The organism is Spirosoma sp. KNUC1025 (genome assembly GCF_045160025.1).
Taxonomy (GTDB): domain Bacteria; phylum Bacteroidota; class Bacteroidia; order Cytophagales; family Spirosomataceae; genus Spirosoma.
In genome coordinates, this window is record NZ_CP087139.1 from 3468564 (window position 1) to 3486350 (window position 17787).

Annotated in this window: 13 protein-coding genes; 6 read left to right on the top strand and 7 right to left on the bottom strand. The window is 47.4% G+C overall.

Going from position 1 to position 17787, the window contains the following annotated elements; translation table 11 throughout:
* Positions 1-26 precede the first annotated feature (26 nt).
* A complete protein-coding gene (locus LN737_RS15095) occupies positions 27-497 on the top strand; it encodes a peroxiredoxin (RefSeq protein ID WP_405520165.1) in 471 nt (156 codons plus the stop codon).
* Positions 498-1794: 1297 nt separating this feature from the next.
* Here the strand turns inward: LN737_RS15095 and LN737_RS15100 are convergent.
* A complete protein-coding gene (locus tag LN737_RS15100; protein WP_405520167.1) occupies positions 1795-3129 on the bottom strand; it encodes a DEAD/DEAH box helicase in 1335 nt (444 codons plus the stop codon).
* Between the two features lie 132 nt (positions 3130-3261).
* On the opposite strand from LN737_RS15100, the gene LN737_RS15105 reads away from it, so the two are divergent.
* The 4 genes from LN737_RS15105 (at position 3262) to LN737_RS15120 (ending at position 9472) form a co-directional block, all read left to right on the top strand.
* Positions 3262-4590, top strand: a complete 1329-nt coding sequence (locus tag LN737_RS15105) for a DEAD/DEAH box helicase (RefSeq protein ID WP_405520415.1) — start codon at positions 3262-3264, stop codon at positions 4588-4590.
* On the top strand, positions 4556-5734 hold the full coding sequence (locus tag LN737_RS15110; RefSeq protein WP_405520169.1) for a DEAD/DEAH box helicase: 1179 nt from the start codon (positions 4556-4558) through the stop codon (positions 5732-5734). The genes LN737_RS15105 and LN737_RS15110 overlap by 35 nt, the downstream gene beginning before the upstream one ends.
* Before the next feature lie 807 nt (positions 5735-6541).
* Positions 6542-6946, top strand: a complete 405-nt coding sequence (locus LN737_RS15115) for a PadR family transcriptional regulator (RefSeq protein WP_405520171.1) — start codon at positions 6542-6544, stop codon at positions 6944-6946.
* A 21-nt stretch (positions 6947-6967) separates the two neighbouring features.
* On the top strand, positions 6968-9472 hold the full coding sequence (locus LN737_RS15120) for a PspC domain-containing protein (RefSeq protein WP_405520173.1): 2505 nt from the start codon (positions 6968-6970) through the stop codon (positions 9470-9472).
* 73 nt (positions 9473-9545) lie between these two features.
* On the opposite strand, the gene LN737_RS15125 is transcribed toward LN737_RS15120, so the two are convergent.
* From LN737_RS15125 to lepA, 6 genes are all read right to left on the bottom strand, one after another.
* The gene (locus tag LN737_RS15125) at positions 9546-10613 is read right to left on the bottom strand and encodes an AI-2E family transporter (protein ID WP_405520175.1); all 1068 of its coding nucleotides are present in this window, start codon (positions 10611-10613) and stop codon (positions 9546-9548) included.
* Positions 10614-10778: 165 nt separating this feature from the next.
* On the bottom strand, positions 10779-12161 hold the full coding sequence (locus tag LN737_RS15130) for an L-serine ammonia-lyase (protein WP_405520177.1): 1383 nt from the start codon (positions 12159-12161) through the stop codon (positions 10779-10781).
* A gap of 125 nt (positions 12162-12286) precedes the next feature.
* Positions 12287-13042, bottom strand: a complete 756-nt coding sequence (locus tag LN737_RS15135; protein WP_405520179.1) for an oxygenase MpaB family protein — start codon at positions 13040-13042, stop codon at positions 12287-12289.
* 190 nt (positions 13043-13232) lie between these two features.
* Entirely contained in the window at positions 13233-13742 is a 510-nt protein-coding gene (locus LN737_RS15140; protein WP_405520181.1) for a pyridoxamine 5'-phosphate oxidase family protein, read from the bottom strand.
* Between the two features lie 126 nt (positions 13743-13868).
* Positions 13869-14648 carry a hypothetical protein gene (locus LN737_RS15145; RefSeq protein WP_405520417.1) on the bottom strand — a complete coding sequence of 260 codons (780 nt, stop codon included), beginning with the start codon at positions 14646-14648 and terminating at the stop codon, positions 13869-13871.
* Positions 14649-14808: 160 nt separating this feature from the next.
* Positions 14809-16596, bottom strand: coding sequence for a translation elongation factor 4 (gene lepA, locus LN737_RS15150; RefSeq protein WP_405520183.1), 1788 nt, complete (start codon positions 16594-16596; stop codon positions 14809-14811).
* Positions 16597-17163: 567 nt separating this feature from the next.
* Here lepA and LN737_RS15155 point away from each other — a divergent pair.
* On the top strand, positions 17164-17652 hold the full coding sequence (locus LN737_RS15155) for an Lrp/AsnC ligand binding domain-containing protein (protein WP_405520185.1): 489 nt from the start codon (positions 17164-17166) through the stop codon (positions 17650-17652).
* Positions 17653-17787: the final 135 nt, after the last annotated feature.

The window sequence follows — 17787 nt, forward strand, 5'->3', positions numbered from 1 at the left end:
TCAATATGTAAAATCAAGTAACACACATGGCAAAGCCACTTGAGATTGGTGATCCTATCCCGCTTTTTATCCTAAAAGACCAGCATGGGAAGGGTTTTCATGTCCACGATTGGGTAGGGAAAAAAAAGCTGGTTATCTATTTTTATCCAAAAGACGAAAGTGGTATTTGTACAAAAGAGGCCTGTGCTTTCCGGGATAGTTATCAGGACTTTACAGATGCAGGGGCCCTGGTAATCGGTATAAATGCTGGAACTTCGGCCAGTCATCTGGCTTTCGCGCAGCATCACCGGCTGCCATTCACCCTGTTAAGCGATCCGGACAACCGGGTTTTGACCGAATTTGGAATAAAAAGCATGCTTTTCCTGACCGGCAGGGAAACATTTGTCTTTGATTTATCGGGCAAGCTAGTCTATAAGTATAAAGGATTTTTCAACGGTAGTGCCCATGCAGAGGAGGTATTACAGTTTTTAAGGGAAATAAATCAGGCTAAGCAATAGGGTTCCATAAACGGTAACTTTTAAAAAATTGATGGCATTGGTAGACTCGCCGATTATATAAAACGGCGAGTTTGCTATTTATTATAAGCAACCAGGTTGTTTCAAGCGACCTGGTTGGCTATTGGTGGTCTTCTAGCATCCTTATTGACTGCTCTCCAATGATGAACTTGGAAATATATTTTTTTTGCGTTTGCAAATTAATAAGGAACTGAGCCTCAAGTCTTAAATAAATGCAATTTAACTAGTGCTTCAGTTTCGTCCACAAAAAGGCTTCTTTAATAGATCGCATTTTATAGTCTGGAACAGATAGCTAGCCTATCAGTATAAGGCGCAACGTTAGGGTATCTTCTGAAGGTAAATCATCATAGAGCCGACGCACGGTTCAGTAGAGAATAGCTACTCCTATTTGGGAGTTACTACGTCCTTCTTCGTCTCTTGACTAGCCTGCTTGACGGTTTCGACGAACTCCTCCGCTGAGACCGTGTGTATATAGGGATCGTCAAGTTCTTTATCCACATCAGGGGTGAATGGTTGTTTATCTATATACATACCGGCAAGCTAGTCTTTTTGGCCTGACTGATGTAGCTACGACCTAACGTTTTATAGTTTGTATTTCACTTGACATAAACTGTGACAAAACGGTCTTCGCTGCCAAGCTGTCTGGTGGCTTATACATGAGAAGTAGTTTATAACAAAGCCATGACGCACGTTATATACTTGATTCACCTTTACATCTCTTCCCTCGTCGGGGCATAGAAATTATGCCCCAACTAAGAAAAATTAGTTTTACATATCATTTACGGCCGTTAATGATATGTAAAATCAGTCTATTAATGGAAAGTTCGTCGGTAGCGATTTGAAAAGTGACGCAGCCAAACGCGTAAGTCGCTGGATGCTTCGTTTTAGGAGTATTATCAATTGCCTTCTACGTGCCATGGATTCCATCTCTCGAGGCTTATATGAAGAAGTAATCCAACGCTTGAATCAACTCAGTGTTCGTAGCAATCGCCACAAAGTGGTCTTATTGACACCACGCAATACCGATCCATCTGTTCCCTTAAACCAACAGCTTACAGAAATGGAAAGGGAGTAGACTGCGTTTGCCTTTATCATCAGGTTTGAACACCCCCCGAGTCAGCATGGCGATTGGTAACCCCACTTAAATTTACGGACTAAGCCAAAGTGCCTTTCGATCAAATCATTTTCGTTCGGTAAACAAAGCCTTAAATTGGACGACTAATCGTTTTGAACACTCCTTTCCCATCAGTAGCTACAAACTCACTTCTTTAGGGTATCCTTAACGGGCCACCTCAATTTTGTATTTCTTTCCTTTCATTTTTTCGCCGTTTATCCGGGTTAGCAAGCTCGCTACTTTATGGCGATTGACGGCGGCAAATGAGCTAAAGTCGTTGACCTCAATCAAGCCTAAATCGCCTTTGTCGAGTTGCCCTTTTTGGGAGAAAAACCCAACGATATCGACCTTATTCAACTTATTCTTTTTGCCGCCACTGATGTAAAGAGTCACAAATTCAGGGGGTTCAGGCAGCGGCAATTCGATATTCTGGTTTCCGGGTGACAGTGGCAGCACTTCAAGTGATTGGTCTAGATATGAAGGGCGAGGCTCATCCCGGTGTAGAATGACGTAGGCCGTTCCAGACGCCATCATGCGCGCCGTCCGCCCGTTTCGGTGGATAAACTCGTGGGCATGGGCCGGCAAGTGATAATGAATGACGTTTTTCATGGCCGGAATATCCAGCCCGCGAGCCGCCAAATCGGTCGTAATTAAATCGGTAACGCTGCCATTTCGAAACAAGATTAGGGCCCGTTCGCGGTCGGTCTGTTCCATACCACCGTGGTAAAAAGTGGCATAGATACCTCGTTCGTTCAGTAGGTTGCTGGTACGTTCGGCGGCTTCCCGGTGGTTACAGAAAATCAGGGCGGCTTCCGAATTTAGCGAGCATAACAACGCAACTAACGTGTCGATTTTATCCTTTGCTTCCGAATAAACCACTTTAATGATTAACTTGGCCGGGGCATCTTCTGCAGTAAACGTCAGGGTAGTCGGTGCGTTCAGCCGGACAAAGGGAGGAATGGCAATACCAGCCGTTGCTGAGACCAGCACTCGTTTCCGCAGGTTACGCAGCCCGTTACTAATAAAGGCCAATTCATCCTGAAATCCCAGTTCAAGCGACTTGTCGAACTCGTCCAGCACCAGCGTTTGGATGCCGTCTAAGGTAAACGTTTGACGACCGATATGGTCCGAAAGGCGTCCGGGCGTACCAATCAAGAGGGCGGGCGGATTACGAAGATTGTTAATCTCGGTTTCCATCGAATGCCCTCCATAGCAAACATTGACTTTATAACCCGTTGCCATTTTTTTCCAGACCTGTTCAACCTGTATCGCCAGCTCGCGGGTGGGCGTCAGAATAAGGCACTGTACGTCTGTGCTATCCGGGTTGAGTAACTGGAGAATGGGTAGGAGGAAACCGATGGTTTTGCCTGACCCGGTTGGCGCGACCAGAATCGTATCGTTATCCTGTAGAATGGCCTTTTGAGCAGCCTTCTGCATGGCGTTCAACTCTGAAATACCCAGGCTGGCCAGAATTTTCGCGTGTTGCTGCGGGGTTATCATGCCCTAAAAGTACGGCAAAACGAGCGGTATATGTGCTTCATGCCAATTTCTATAACACCCTTTGCTCATTTTGTAAAGTGAGTTCAGGGATTAGCTATACCTTCGTGGTTTAGTCGAAGCGGGCGCACAATGATGACGTTTGAGGAACTGAATTTAACTAAACCCCTAATCAGGGCGCTAAATGAGTTGGGGTATACCACACCAACGACCATACAGCAGAACGTTTTTTCGACGGTGATGTCGGGGCGGGATGTGTGCGGGCTGGCACAAACCGGTACCGGGAAAACCCTGGCGTATCTGCTGCCATGCCTTCGTCAACTCCAGTTCTCGAAGGAGAAACTACCCCAACTGTTGATTATTGTGCCTACCCGCGAATTAGTCGTACAGGTGCTGGAAACCGTCAATCAACTGACTACTTACATGAATCTGGTGGCAGTGGGGGTATATGGTGGGGTCAATCTGAAGCCACAGGCTGCGCAGGTTCAGCAGGGGATGGATGTGTTGGTAGCAACCCCGGGCCGACTGGTCGATTTGTTGTCAAGCGGTATTTTGAAAACGAAAGCCGTCAAAAAATTAGTCATCGACGAGGTCGATGAAATGCTCAATCATGGGTTTCGTACGCAGCTAAAAATCATCTTGGATAGCCTACCCCCGAAGCGGCAAAACCTCCTGTTCTCAGCTACCCTGACGCCCGATGTTGAGCAACTGATCGAGCCGTTTTTTACTAATCCGGTTCGGGTAGAAGCCGCGCCAGTTGGTACGCCGTTAGAAAATATCGCGCAAACCGCCTACAACGTTCCCAACTTTTATACTAAAATTAACCTGCTGGAACACTTGCTGGGCAAGGATTCGACCATGACCAAAGTGCTGGTTTTTGTTGCAACCAAATCGCTGGCTGACCAATTGCAGGAACAACTCGAAGCTGAATTCCCGAACCGGGTTGGTGTCATTCATTCCAACAAAGCGCAGAATCAGCGCTTTGAGGCTGTTGAGTTATTCAAAGATGGTACGTATCAGATTCTGATTGCTACCGATCTGATTGCCAGGGGTATCGACATTGCTGGTGTGTCACACGTCTTCAATTTTGATCTGCCCGATTTGCCCGAAAATTACATTCACCGGATTGGGCGAACCGGCCGAGCCGACCAGGCAGGCGTTGCGATTTGCTTCATCACCGAAGCGGATCAGGAAAAGCAGGCAGCTATCGAAGCGTTGATGAACTACGCTATTCCTCGGTTACCCTTGCCGCAGGCCCTCACTATTTCGGATGAATTGACTGAGGACGAGAAACCGAAGGTATCTATGAAAACAATCGACGTGAAAGCGCCTAAAGGCGATGAGGTGGGTCCGGCGTTTCACGAGAAGCTTGACAAGAATAAGAAAGTAAACGTTCGGCGCAACCACGCAGCCGAAAAAATGAGAAAATATGGTCGACCCATTAAGCGAAGCGGAAAAAAATAACGCGACGTTCGCATCGCTCGGTTTATCGGAGCCGTTAGTAAAGGCCGCAACGGAGCAACTCTACACCCGGCCTTACCCCATTCAGCGGGATGCCATTCCACCCATTCTGCGGGGGAAAGATATTCTGGGCATCGCCAAAACGGGTTCGGGTAAAACGGCCAGCTTTGTGTTGCCGATTCTAGAGTTGTTTAACCGGACAAAACGCGTCAATGGCCGGTATGCCAGTGTGCTGGTGCTGGTGCCCACGCGTGAACTGGCCGGACAAGTCGCTGACGTTTTTGGGTTGTTGGGTGAACATCTGTTTCCGAAGGTAAAAACCGTGGCCGTTTACGGGGGTGTTTCCATTAACCCGCAGATGATCGCCGTTCACGGAGCCGATATCATTGTCGCTACACCAGGCCGGTTATTGGATTTGCTGGCGCAGCGAGCGTTGCGGCTATCGGATGTCGAAATCCTGGTGCTCGACGAAGCGGATAAAATGCTGGAACTCGGTTTTGCCGACGAGATGAACCGACTGGTTGACTTGTTGCCCCAAAAGCGACAGACGATTCTGTTTGCAGCGACGCTAGGTGATGCCATTCAGGATATTAACGCAGCCCTATTACGGACACCGGTTAAAATCGAGGTTGTCGAAGAAGAAACCAATATTGAGCTAATTGAGCAACTTGCGTATAAAGTTGAGACGGAGCGCAAAGGCCCGTTGCTGCGATACCTGATCAAAACTGAAGTGATGAAACAGGTGCTGGTGTTTGTTTCCTCGACCCGAACGGCAGACAACTTAGTGGTTAAACTGACCAAAAACGGCATTCAGGCGGCTGCTATCCACGGCCAGAAAGGACAGAACGTCCGGATGAAAGTTCTCCAGAACTTCAAAGCGGGAAAATTGAGGGTAATGGTTGCCACAGATTTGCTGGCCCGTGGCATTGATATTCAGTTATTGCCCTACGTGATTAATTTCGACCTGCCTCGCTCTCCCAAAGACTACATTCACCGGATTGGCCGGACAGGTCGCGCCGAAGCGGCCGGCAAAGCCATCTCGCTGATAACGCCCGACGACGAGCATCATTTCCAAATCATTCAGAAAAAGATGGGCAAACGAGTCGAACAGATTGATACAATTGATCTGGATTTGGCGGGCTATTAATGCAGCAAGTAGACTACTGGTTGCCTATTTTCATTGAACTCCGCCGGAAAGTTCATTCGCTTGAACGGCTATCACAGAAGCATCTACCTCCTGTATAGAGGTATGCTCATCATTACTGAAGCCTAGGAGCGAAAGAGGTTAAGCTAATCCTCAATGGCTTAAGATTCGAAGCTTTCCATGATAACTATACTCTATTGAGTTATTGCGGCAGATGTCTATAAAGTTGACACAGCCTAATTCTTGTTAGTTTTCGAAAACGCTGGCTAATTTGATCAACTTTTTCAGCTATATAATTCAACAAAGAGAATTAGTCTGGCAGTAAGGTAGATCGATCGTTCACCTATGGAACCTTTTATTTTATGGTGAATGGTTCAGTCTTATTCGTAAGTTTCATCGACTATAAAGCCGAATCGTAGGCGTAAGTTCTTACACAAATTAAGCTTTTATTGCTCGGAGGAAGAGACTACTGCTTAATTAGACAGTCGACCGGAAATAAGGGTGAGGGACAGGTCAGCTACGCTTTTTCTCCAATATGACCCATACTAATTAAGTCCTAAGGATCAAGCTGGCTGTCCAGACATCTCATGACTAGCCAAAGCTTAACGAATACCACAGCCATAGAAAAAAACTTGTAGTAAAAGGTGATTGCCTAAAGTGTCGCATTTACTATCATAACTGACAATACCATTCATCCCCGAAATTTTACCATTAATACAGAAATTGCTATAAAAGATAACAGGTACCTTGCATCGCATAGTACCTTATATTAACTTTGATGCATGAAATTTACGAAACCAATACACACTAATGAATATTGAAAACGCTCAAGTGCAAATGCGGAAGGGCATTCTGGAATTCTGCATTCTGCACATCATATCGCGGGGCGAGGTTTACGCTTCCGATATGCTTGATGAGCTGACCTCCGCCCGAATCATGGTTGTGGAAGGTACCCTGTACCCACTACTAACTCGATTGAAAAATGCCGGTCTGCTCGATTATAAATGGGTAGAGTCAACCTCTGGGCCTCCGCGGAAATATTATATCCTCACCGACCTTGGTCGTCATTCCCTGGAATCGCTGGATGAAACCTGGCACGAGCTTTCCGAATCCGTTAACGCGATTGTCAATAAGGCAGCACAATATCATAAACCTGCCAATGGCTCAACGCCCGTTGTTCCATTGGTCGATCCAACTCCGCCAGCTAACGCTTAACCTATTCTCTTCTCAAAAGCCATGAAAAAGACCATAAGTATTAATATTAGTGGCGTCATCTTCCATATTGAAGAGGATGGCTACGATAAACTCAAAAATTACCTGACTACGGTTCAGCAGTATTTTTCAACCTACGAAGACAGTCAGGAGATTGTTACGGACATTGAAAATCGTATTGCTGAAAAACTAATTGTTAAGCTGAAAGCCGCTGATAAACAAGCGGTTTCTCTGGAAGACGTCAATGAATTAACGGCCGCTATGGGTACCGTAGCCGATTTTGAGGCCGTTGAGGAAGAAGAGGTTCTTGTTACCAGCGGTGGCCGTAACTCGGCGACGGGCGCAGGGCAGGGGCCAAAAGCAAAAGGTTTTGAAAGTTCCGCAGGCACACCTCCGCCTTATACTCAACCCGTCTCGACCGAACCCCGTAGGCTTGTTCGCGACATTCGTCGGAAAACACTCGGTGGTGTCTGTGCCGGACTGGCTCACTACTTCAATGTCGACGTAGTGTGGGTACGGCTGATTTTCCTGACCTTATTCCTGGCACTGCCGCCACTTGGGCATGAGTTTGGCGCTGGCGTATCGAGCTTTACGTTCATCGTATACATTGCTATGTGGATTGCGCTGCCAGGTGTGAACACGATCGAGGAAGATAAAACCGTAAAGAAGTTTTTTCGTAATCCCGAAGACAAAGTGCTCGGGGGCGTAGCATCGGGTATTGCCGCTTATTTCGGTGTCGATACGGGGGTTATTCGTTTGCTATTTGTGCTGGGCATTGTCTTTTTCGGGGTTGGTTTCCTGCTCTACGTTGTTCTCTGGATGGTAGCGCCACAAGCCAATACGCTCACCGAAAAAATGGAAATGCAGGGCCAGCCCATTACGTTGTCGAACATCGAACACAGCATTAAGCAGAACCTGAACATCAACGAAACACCGAATAATGAGAGCACATTAACCCGCGTACTGCTATTTCCGTTCCGGGCCATTGCCACGATAATCGGGGGCTTAGGGAGTGTGCTGGGTCCATTAATGAATGGTGTCGTGTCGATAATCCGGGTATTTGCCGGAGTGCTGATGCTTGTGGTCGCCTTTGCCTTAATGATTGCCTGTTTAGCAGTTCTGGGAGCTTTCATTGGGCTTGAGGGTGTTCAAATGGGCAATCTGCCTATCGAAATGATCCGCAGCGACATCTCTTTCCCAATGGTTGTGGCTGCATTCCTGGCTGGTATAATTCCAGCGTTTGGCCTGGCTATTTTAGGTGTTATGCTCATTATGGGGCGTAGTGTTCTGAGCAGCCGCACCGCGCTGACAATGGCTGGTGTATGGCTTGTTAGTCTGGTTGTCTTTGCCGGTACGGCTACTCCGTTGATTAACAGCTTTCAGCGTCGGGGTACGGTTGAAGAGACGAAGATTCTGAACGTACCGGCAACTATACCAACCTTCGCCATGAACGAGGTTGAAAATGACGACAACTGGCGTCCATCTATTGACCTGAAAGGGTATGATGGTACAACAATCAACTTGGTGCAGTATTTCCGGGCACAGGGTAGAACTCGCTCCGAAGCACAGGCGAACGCACGCCAGATCAAGTATGTATATACCGTTAAGGATTCGACGGTACGCTTTGATGAAACGCTGGAATTAGCACCCAATGCACGTTTCCGGGCGCAGGATCTGGATATGGATCTGATGATTCCTTACGAAAAAACGTTCCGCATGACCCGCGATTTTGCCCGCTTTATCCGGAATGAATTTGGTGAAAAGGAACTTGACCGCATGGAGTCGAGTATCTGGAAATTTACCAAAGAGGATGGACTGGTTTGTGTGAATTACCCCCGCGAAAAAAACCGCGACGATGACGACGAGGATAATGACGTAACAGACCTGACAGACGATGTACAGAATGCCGTTACCAGCGAATTGGGCGATGATTTCGACCGTATCGGTGATCATACCCGCCAGTTCAACATCAGCAATTTTTCGAAAGTAGACGTTGGTGGGGCTTTTGTTGTGCGGTTCCGGAAAGGGGATACGTATAAAGTGGTCGCTGATGGGCGCGAAAAAGATTTGGACGACATCAATGTAAAAGTGGATGGCGAAACCCTGAAAGTATCCATCGACGGAAAAGGACTGTTTAACTGGGGCGATCACAAACGCGTTGGCCTGACCATCACTATACCTAAGGCAATTAATGAACTGAACTTATCGGGTGCCTCAAAAGCCAGCCTGGCCGGTTTTGAAAAGTACAACGATCTGGCGATTGGTATGAGCGGAGCCTGCCGGACGGTGTTTGATGGCGATGTCAACAACCTGAACCTCGACCTTTCAGGCGCATCGAACGTGGTGCTACGTGGTCATGCTAATAAGGTTGAAGCAGAGTTGAGCGGAGCTTGTAAACTTGAAGCTACCAGCATGAATATCGACAAAGCCAATGTGAATGCGCATGGTGCCAGCCATGCCGATTTTGGCCATGTCGAATCGTTTGAAACCGAAACCTCCGGTGCCAGCAAAGTAACGCGACAGGAGTAAATGATTGAATGATTGGTTGGTTGAATGATTGAATAGGCTGACGCACGCTTAATTCAATCATTCAACCAATCAATCATTTTGATTGCTCGGCTTCCTGCTCGACTTTCTCCTCAGCCACGGCTACTTCTTTTTCCTGCCGTCGGTTTTCGCGTTCGAAAACATGGATCAGGACAATGAAATAAGAAACCAGCAGAGGGCCAATGACCAAGCCAATTATTCCAAAAATGGGTACCCCCAGTACAATACCTGCCAACGTAACAAGGGGATGAATATCGCCCATGCGCTTGGCGAGCATGATTCTAAGCAGATTGTCGATATTGATAATCACAATGACACCGACCAGCAAAATACCAACCCCCTGGCTCGTATTTCCCTGCGAAAGCTGAATTAAACCGGCTGGCCCCCATACTAAAGGCGTACCTAAAACGGGGATAAAAGCCAGAAAAAAAGCGACCGTTCCCCAAAAAGGCGCATCCGGTACGTCAAAAATCCAGAGCGTCAAACCCGTCAGAACGCCTTGCACCAAACTCACTAGTGCCTGGCCTAATACGTTGGCATTCACGTTGTTTTTCAGCGATTCTCCCAATTCTTTCTGCGTATCTTTCTTAAAAGGCAGATACTTCTGAAGACCTTTCTGGAAGGCGTCTTGCTGGACAAACATAAAGTACATTGTAAAAAACATCAGGCCAATAATCACAATAAAATCGAGTGCCCCACCCGCCAGAGAAGGCAGCAGCCGACTGGCATACGTACCGCCCTGCCGAAGAATAGCCTGAATATTTTGCTGACTGGTAATCTTATAACCTGTGAGTTCTTCTGCTTTCTTTACCAGATTCAGGATGTCTTCTGTATGTTGACTATAGTACTGAATTCGGTCGATAAGTAGCAGGCTCAGGGTCAGAAATGGCATGATAATAACAACCAGCGCAAAAATGATCAGCAGAGACGTAACAAGTGATTGGTTCCACTTGCGTTTGATGGCTAATGCCGTGAACCAGGGCCGAAAAACAACGTAGAGAATGCCTGCGCCCAGAAAGGCAGTTATATAGCCACTGAGGCCATATAAAATGAAGCCAGCAATAATGATAAGACTCGTGATGAGCAGAATCCGCTGTTGCTGGGGCGTGTATATATTGGTCATAAGTTCAAACTCGTACTAAAATAAATTAACGTATTAAATTAAAACGAGTTAATGCCGTACAATTGTTTTAAAAGAGGGAGGAAAGGGAGTAGGGGGAAGGGGACGAAAGGAAATACATGTATTACCTCTCCTCCCTTTCGTCCCCTTCCTCCTTTCCTTCCTCTTTTAACATTCCGTTGCGCTCAGTGCCAGACCCGCTTCAGAAGTTTCCTTGTATTTCGTCGACATATCGCGGCCGGTTGCTTTCATAACTTTCACAACGGCATCGAGCGAGATTTTCTGGAAGGAAGCTGCACCCGAGGTGGCCAGCAGGTAAGCGTTATAAGCTTTTACAGCGCCCATCGCGTTCCGTTCAATGCAGGGAATTTGCACATAGCCGCCGATGGGGTCGCAGGTCATGCCAAGGTGATGCTCAATGGCGATTTCAGCAGCCGCTTCAATGGGGCCGATAGTTACCTGCTCCTGAACGCAGCGGGTCAGAAAAGCGGCTCCCATCGCCGAAGCCGTACCTACTTCGCCCATACAGCCCATCTCAGCCCCCGAAATGCTGGCGTTGTGTTTTACCAGAAAGCCAATAGCCGCAGCTGCCAGCATTCCCGAACGTAACGTAGCCCGGTCGTAATGAAAATGGTGTTTTGCCAGGAAAGTAAGGCCCGGAATGACGCCCGATGCCCCTGACGTTGGCGCCGTTACGACAATACCACCGGCTGCATTTTCTTCCGATGCCGCCAGGCAGTACGCATTCAGGAAAATTAGAAAACTGTCCGACGACTGACTCATTTCCTTCGCCTGCTGAAACAGAATCGGCGCTTTCCGACTCAGTTTAATCGAACCGGGTAGCGTGCCTTTATGACGTAGCCCACGCCGGACAGCTTTATGCATAAAGTCCAGAATCTGATCGATACGTTGGTTGACTTCCGCGCGGGTGCGCCCGGTCAGAGCCATTTCGTTGGCCATCAATACCTCATCCAGCGTCAGATTGTGCGACGTAACCTGTTCTTTTAGCTCCGCCATTGTCCCGTAGGGATAGGGTACGGTTTGCGTATCGGCAGCGGCTTCGGACTCACCTTTTCGAATAATGAATCCTCCCCCAATGGAGTAATATTCTTCTTCGGCCAATAGCTCTTCTCCGGCCGTCAACTTCAGCACCATGGTATTGGCATATGGCGAATCATACCGTTTCCGTTCGAAATGAATCTGTTGTGGACCAACGCCAATCGTTTGATCGCCTACCGGGACGGGATACGTAACGGATGGGTCACGAAGGAGCTTCAGCAGCGCATCGGGGTCTGTGGTTTCGGGTTGCCAGCCCAGCAATCCGGCTACAATGGCCCGGTCAGTGCCGTGTCCTTTGCCAGTAGCACTCAGCGAGCCATACAGATAAATATGCACACCATCAGCCCGTTGTTGTGCTTCCGGAGGTAAGGTGGCCAGTCGCTGCCGAAAATCGTACGCAGCTTTCATTGGCCCAATCGTATGCGAACTCGATGGCCCCGGCCCAACTTTAAACAGGTCAAAAACGGAGGTCGTGATGGGGGAGGCAGGCATTGGTGATGAAGTAAGGTTTATAAATGGAAGCAAACAGAATTTTGTGTTCGGTGAAAGAACGTAGGGGCAAACGGACAGCTTCTGCTGACTTCCCTACTGTAAACCAGACACGTTTTCTCAACAAACTATCGGTCTAAAGCCCGGATTTGTTCGAGGTAGGGTGTTGGCAGCAGAATCCGCTGCACAACTGACCGCAGACCCAGGGCATTTAGCATGCCATACAGTCCTAGCGAGTAGGTAAGCAGAGAGGCTTTAGGTAAAGCCAATAACTGGCTCACTTGTTTTGGCACCAGCATAGCCTGAACCTGTCGAAGCAGGTCGTATCGCCAGCTTCCCAACTGTTCCCGATACCGCTGGAATAATGTATCGGTAAACTCACTACGCACTAAATCCCGATTCAGATGCGCCTGTCGGTCAGCTTGCCAGTCGGCATACGTAGCGGGTAAATCAGGGACGTGCATACCAGCGCCTACCTCCCGAAACGTATGGAAAAGTTCTTCGCGTTCGGAGTTGGTAAGTGGCCTGTGTAATGTTTCATAAGCCCGCTCCGAATAGTCGATCAGCATGTATAATACGTCACGGTAAGCCCAGTCAGGAATCGAATAGCCGCGTTTCTGCTCAACACCCGTGTGAATAGATCCCATTCGGGCAATGGTTTGTCGAGCCTTATCGTCGGATTGAAAAACGATTTCCTGCGCGTAGCGTACCGTCGAAAACAATCGGGCTATTGGGTCGGCAGGTAATTTGCCAGTAAAAAATAGCCAGTCTACAGCCCGGTTTAACGCAAATTCAGCAGCCGAACCGGCAAACACAAGTAAAATCACATCGGCATCGCCCCATATCTGACGAACGATGGAACCGCGTTTCACAAAATAAGTCATTGGTTAACTGTCGATGGTGTTGAACGGCTTAAGGGGTTAACTGGTGGAGCCCCTCTGATCAGATAGATGTAACGAAGGAAAACAACTAACAAACCGTAGCCTGACGACAGTATAGTAACGAATTCTATCTAGTTTCCTGTTCGGTTTTAGCCCTGCAAACCTAAATTTGTTGGTAGTCCGTCGAGGCTGGTCAGGTTGTTTTTCTGAACATAATCCAAGAGGCCGTCTTCTCCTTTTTCTCCGCCCAAGCGAAGTGAATATCGCGTTCGCCAGCGTATTGGAACAGGGGCACGCCAAAACCGCAGGAAGTTTGTACCAGCTCAATATCCGCCACCATTATTTGACGCGTACTGGGATAGATCGTAAAATGCGGGGCATAGGTATTCCACTCAGTTGTACCAGGAAGCACTGTAAATCCTTTTCCGTATAGACGAAGGATATTGGGAGCGCCGTTGAATGAACAGAACATAAACGTAATGCGGCCATTTTCGAGCGTGTGCGCCGACGTTTCGTTACCACTACTGATCAGATCCATATAGGCCACTTTGTTTTCATCCAGAACCCGAAAGCAATCCAGCCCTTTTGGCGATAGATTGATGTGGCCATTAGCACTCAATGGCGCCGTACTTACGAAAAAAATATGCTGATTCTCAATGAATTCCCTGTGTGCAGGCTTAATAGCTTCGTGGAATTTGCCCATAATTTTATCAATACAGGAAATACGTATTAAATGATATAGCCTGCCAAAATTACTAAATTGACAGGCTATACGAATGATACAAATACGGGAACGTATCAGGCTGAGCGAATTCTGTAAGCAGCAATTTTACACGAAGTATTCATACTTCAGGTTTCTTGTTTTTTTGCCGACCAGATCGACTACATCAAAACGCCGGGCGGAGGCAAAAGAACCCAGATCGCCGTCGCCGTTGATATGAATAACCCCAAGCAGGATTATATATTTACAGTTATATTTTGTTTTGGAAACCAACTCCAGAATCCGCTCGTCGATGGCTTCGTAGATGACTTCAGTAGCTTCCTGGAGTGGGAGAGCGGCTTTTTCGATACGCTCTTTTTGTCTGAGAAGAATCTGTTCGATGGTATTCATCTGGTAGTCAATATCCTTGACATCGCCTTCCACAATCTTATTGTTTGTTAACTTATTCAGGGCTCCTTTTGCGGCTCCGCAGCAGCTGGAATATTCACTCTGCCCTAGCCGATGAATTTCCCCAAGGGTTCCGCTGTTGGAAATGCCGATATGTGGACCGTAGTAAACAAACACTGCGCCGTCGTCGGGAACATGGCTGGCAAAAGCGCCCATACCAGTTAAGCCCGTAAACGGAAAGCCATCCAGGCCTCCCAGTTTAAATGGGCCTAAAAATTCGCTGGCTCTGGCTGGATATTGAATGCTGTTAACGTCATCGCTGCAAATACTGTCGGCTAACATCACCTGCGCGGGTTCGAGATCCAGATTGTTTTCTACAAAATCAATAATTTTATTGATGCAGTCGATGGAAGTGAAGGCATTCGGATAAAACTGGTGAATAAGGGCTAGCTTCTCTCTTTTTTCATTAGTGTAATTCAGAATAATGGTATGAGGTTTAATTACCTGGTAACTCTCGTTCGGGTATTATATACCTAAACCCGCATTATTTGCAACCAAAAACATCTGCAATATAAGACATTCCTGTAGTGACTTTTAATTAGAATTTAATTAGAAAGGCTTGTGCATTAAAAAGCCAGCCCTGTTTGAGCTGGCTTTACGTTTAATTAATTTTCAGTACAGCCATAAACGCTTCCTGCGGAATCTCTACATTACCAACCTGGCGCATTCGCTTTTTCCCTTTCTTTTGTTTTTCCAGCAGTTTACGTTTCCGCGAAATATCACCACCGTAACATTTGGCCAGTACGTCTTTGCGGAGGGCTTTTACCGTTTCGCGGGCAATGATCTTCTGACCGATAGCTGCCTGAATCGCAATCTCAAATTGCTGACGCGGCAACAATTCCCGAAGTTTCTCGCAAAGTTTCTTGCCCCATTCATAAGCTTTGTCGCGGTGAACGATAGCAGAGAGTGCGTCTACACGGTCGCCGTTGAGCATAATGTCCAACTTCACCATCGTCGACTCTCGGTTGCCGATGAATTCATAATCGAGGGAGGCATAGCCGCGAGAGATGGTCTTGAGCTTGTCAAAAAAGTCGAATACAACCTCTGCCAGCGGCATCTCAAATTGCAGCTCCACGCGGTCTGTTGTCAGATAAACCTGATTTTTAAGCAGGCTACGTTTATCCATGCAGAGTCCAATAATGGCACCCACGTACTCCGACTTGGTAATGATCTGTGCTTTGATAAATGGTTCCTCAATCCAGCTTATCGTGCTGGGGTCGGGCATTTCGGCGGGCGCCGACACAATCAGGGTTTCGTCTTTAGTGGTAATCACTTCAAACCGAACCGAGGGCACCGTCGTGATAACAGTCATGTCGAACTCGCGTTCCAGTCGCTCCTGCACAATCTCCATGTGCAGCATGCCCAGAAAGCCACAACGGAAGCCAAAGCCCAGAGCTGCAGATGTTTCGGGTTCCCAAACCAGAGCCGCATCGTTGAGCTGAAGTTTTTCCATGGCATCGCGCAAGTCCTCAAATTCGCTGGTTTCTACCGGATAAATACCCGCAAACACCATTGGCTTGACTTCCGAAAACCCCTGAATGGCTTCTTTGGCCGGACGCTCAAGTTCGGTAATTGTATCACCAACTTTCACTTCCTTGGCCACCTTAATTCCTGAAATTAGATAGCCTACGTCACCACACTCAATGACGTTTCTGGGAACCTGTACCAGGCCAAGTGTACCCACCTCATCGGCAATATATTCTTTGCCTGTGTTCATGAACTTGACGCGGTCTCCTTTGCGGATACGGCCGTTCTTCACCCGGAAGATAACCTCAATACCTCGGTAAGAGTTGAAATGGGAGTCGAAAATGAGAGCCTGCAATTCGCCATTCGGATCGCCTTTGGGGGCTGGAATCCGCTCAACGATAGCGGACAAAATTTCGGGAACACCTATGCCTTCCTTGCCGCTGGCCGGAATAATATCGTCACGCTCACAGCCGAGCAGATCTACCATTTCGTCCTTTACTTCTTCAGGCATGGCTCCAGGCAGATCAATTTTATTCAGAACCGGAATAATGACCAGATCATTGTTCATGGCCAGATATAGGTTCGAAATCGTCTGTGCTTCAATACCCTGCGCTGCATCCACGAGCAACAAAGCACCTTCGCAGGCGGCAATTGAGCGGGACACTTCATACGAAAAGTCGACGTGCCCTGGTGTATCAATCAGATTAAGCGTATAGGTCTCGCCTTTATGCGTATAATTCATCTGGATGGCGTGACTCTTAATGGTTATACCACGTTCACGTTCCAGGTCCATGTCATCCAGCAACTGCGCCTGCATGTCGCGGGCGCCAACTGTTTTGGTAAATTCTAACAACCGATCGGCTAATGTGCTTTTACCGTGGTCAATGTGGGCAATGATGCAAAAATTACGAATATGTTTCACGTTGGAATAACGGAGGAGTCTTTACAAATAGAGTGCTTCGCTGCGCCCTACTGAAGAAACGGCAAAAATACGCAAAAAAGTCCGGGGTTGAGTGAGTTACGGGGCGACTGAAAAAAAACAAACGCCGGTCTCATCGGGGAGCCGGCGTGTTCAATTACACTTCATCAACAAACTAAAAATTATAATCGGCGAATGGCCGTGTTGCCGATGGGCAACAAAAGCTGTAGGAGGGGGACTCGAACCGCCCACGGTGCAGTTAGCTACAGTACAACTCTGGTGGTCAACCCCAGTCGCCTTAAAGGCGGCATTATGCTGCGTTTATCCTTTATCACCACCCCCAGACAGGAGGGCACGTCTGCCAATTTCGACATCCTACAGTGTGAGAAACGATCCGCCGTAGCGGAAATATCAAGAAGACCGGCGTGTGACCCCGCACGATCAACTTGACAATACAAAGTTACTACAAATCAACTGGCTATTGCAAATTTTACATAATAATTTCTAAAAATTTACATCGTTTATAAAAAAAAGGTAGTTTTGTTGATATTCATCAAATATAAAACTAAAATGACCGAAAAAAATTTAGAAATTGATAATACGGATCTGAAAATACTGAGTTTGCTGATGCAGGATGCCAATATGGCTTATACCGAAATCGGCAAACGCATCTTTGTGTCGGGCGGTACGGTACACGTCCGGATGAATAAATTGAAGCAGATGGGTATTGTTCGAGGATCGCAACTGGTGATCGATCATGCGAAACTCGGGTGGGACATCAGCGCATTTTTGGGTATCTATCTGGACAAGAGCTCCTTGTATGAAGAGGTCTCCCAGCAACTGGAGCAAATTCCGGAGGTTGTCAACGCTCATTATACAACCGGCATCTACAGCATTTTTGCCCGGATTGTCTGCCGCGATACCCAGCATCTTCGGGAGGTGTTACACGATAAAATTCAGAAAGTGGCTGGTATACAACGTACTGAAACATTCATATCCCTCGAAGAAAGCATAAACCGGCCCATCCCTTTCGCCGAAGGTAAGGAACAAGGTGTATAAAGTCAGCAGTAGAGTATATAGAACACAAAGTGGCTATTCGTCAATGAGGAAAGAACTGCCTTCACTGCTGTTGGCTCCAACACGATGCTTTTTGAACCCTAATAAGGGCATCCTGCGTTATAAGTCCCGATAAAC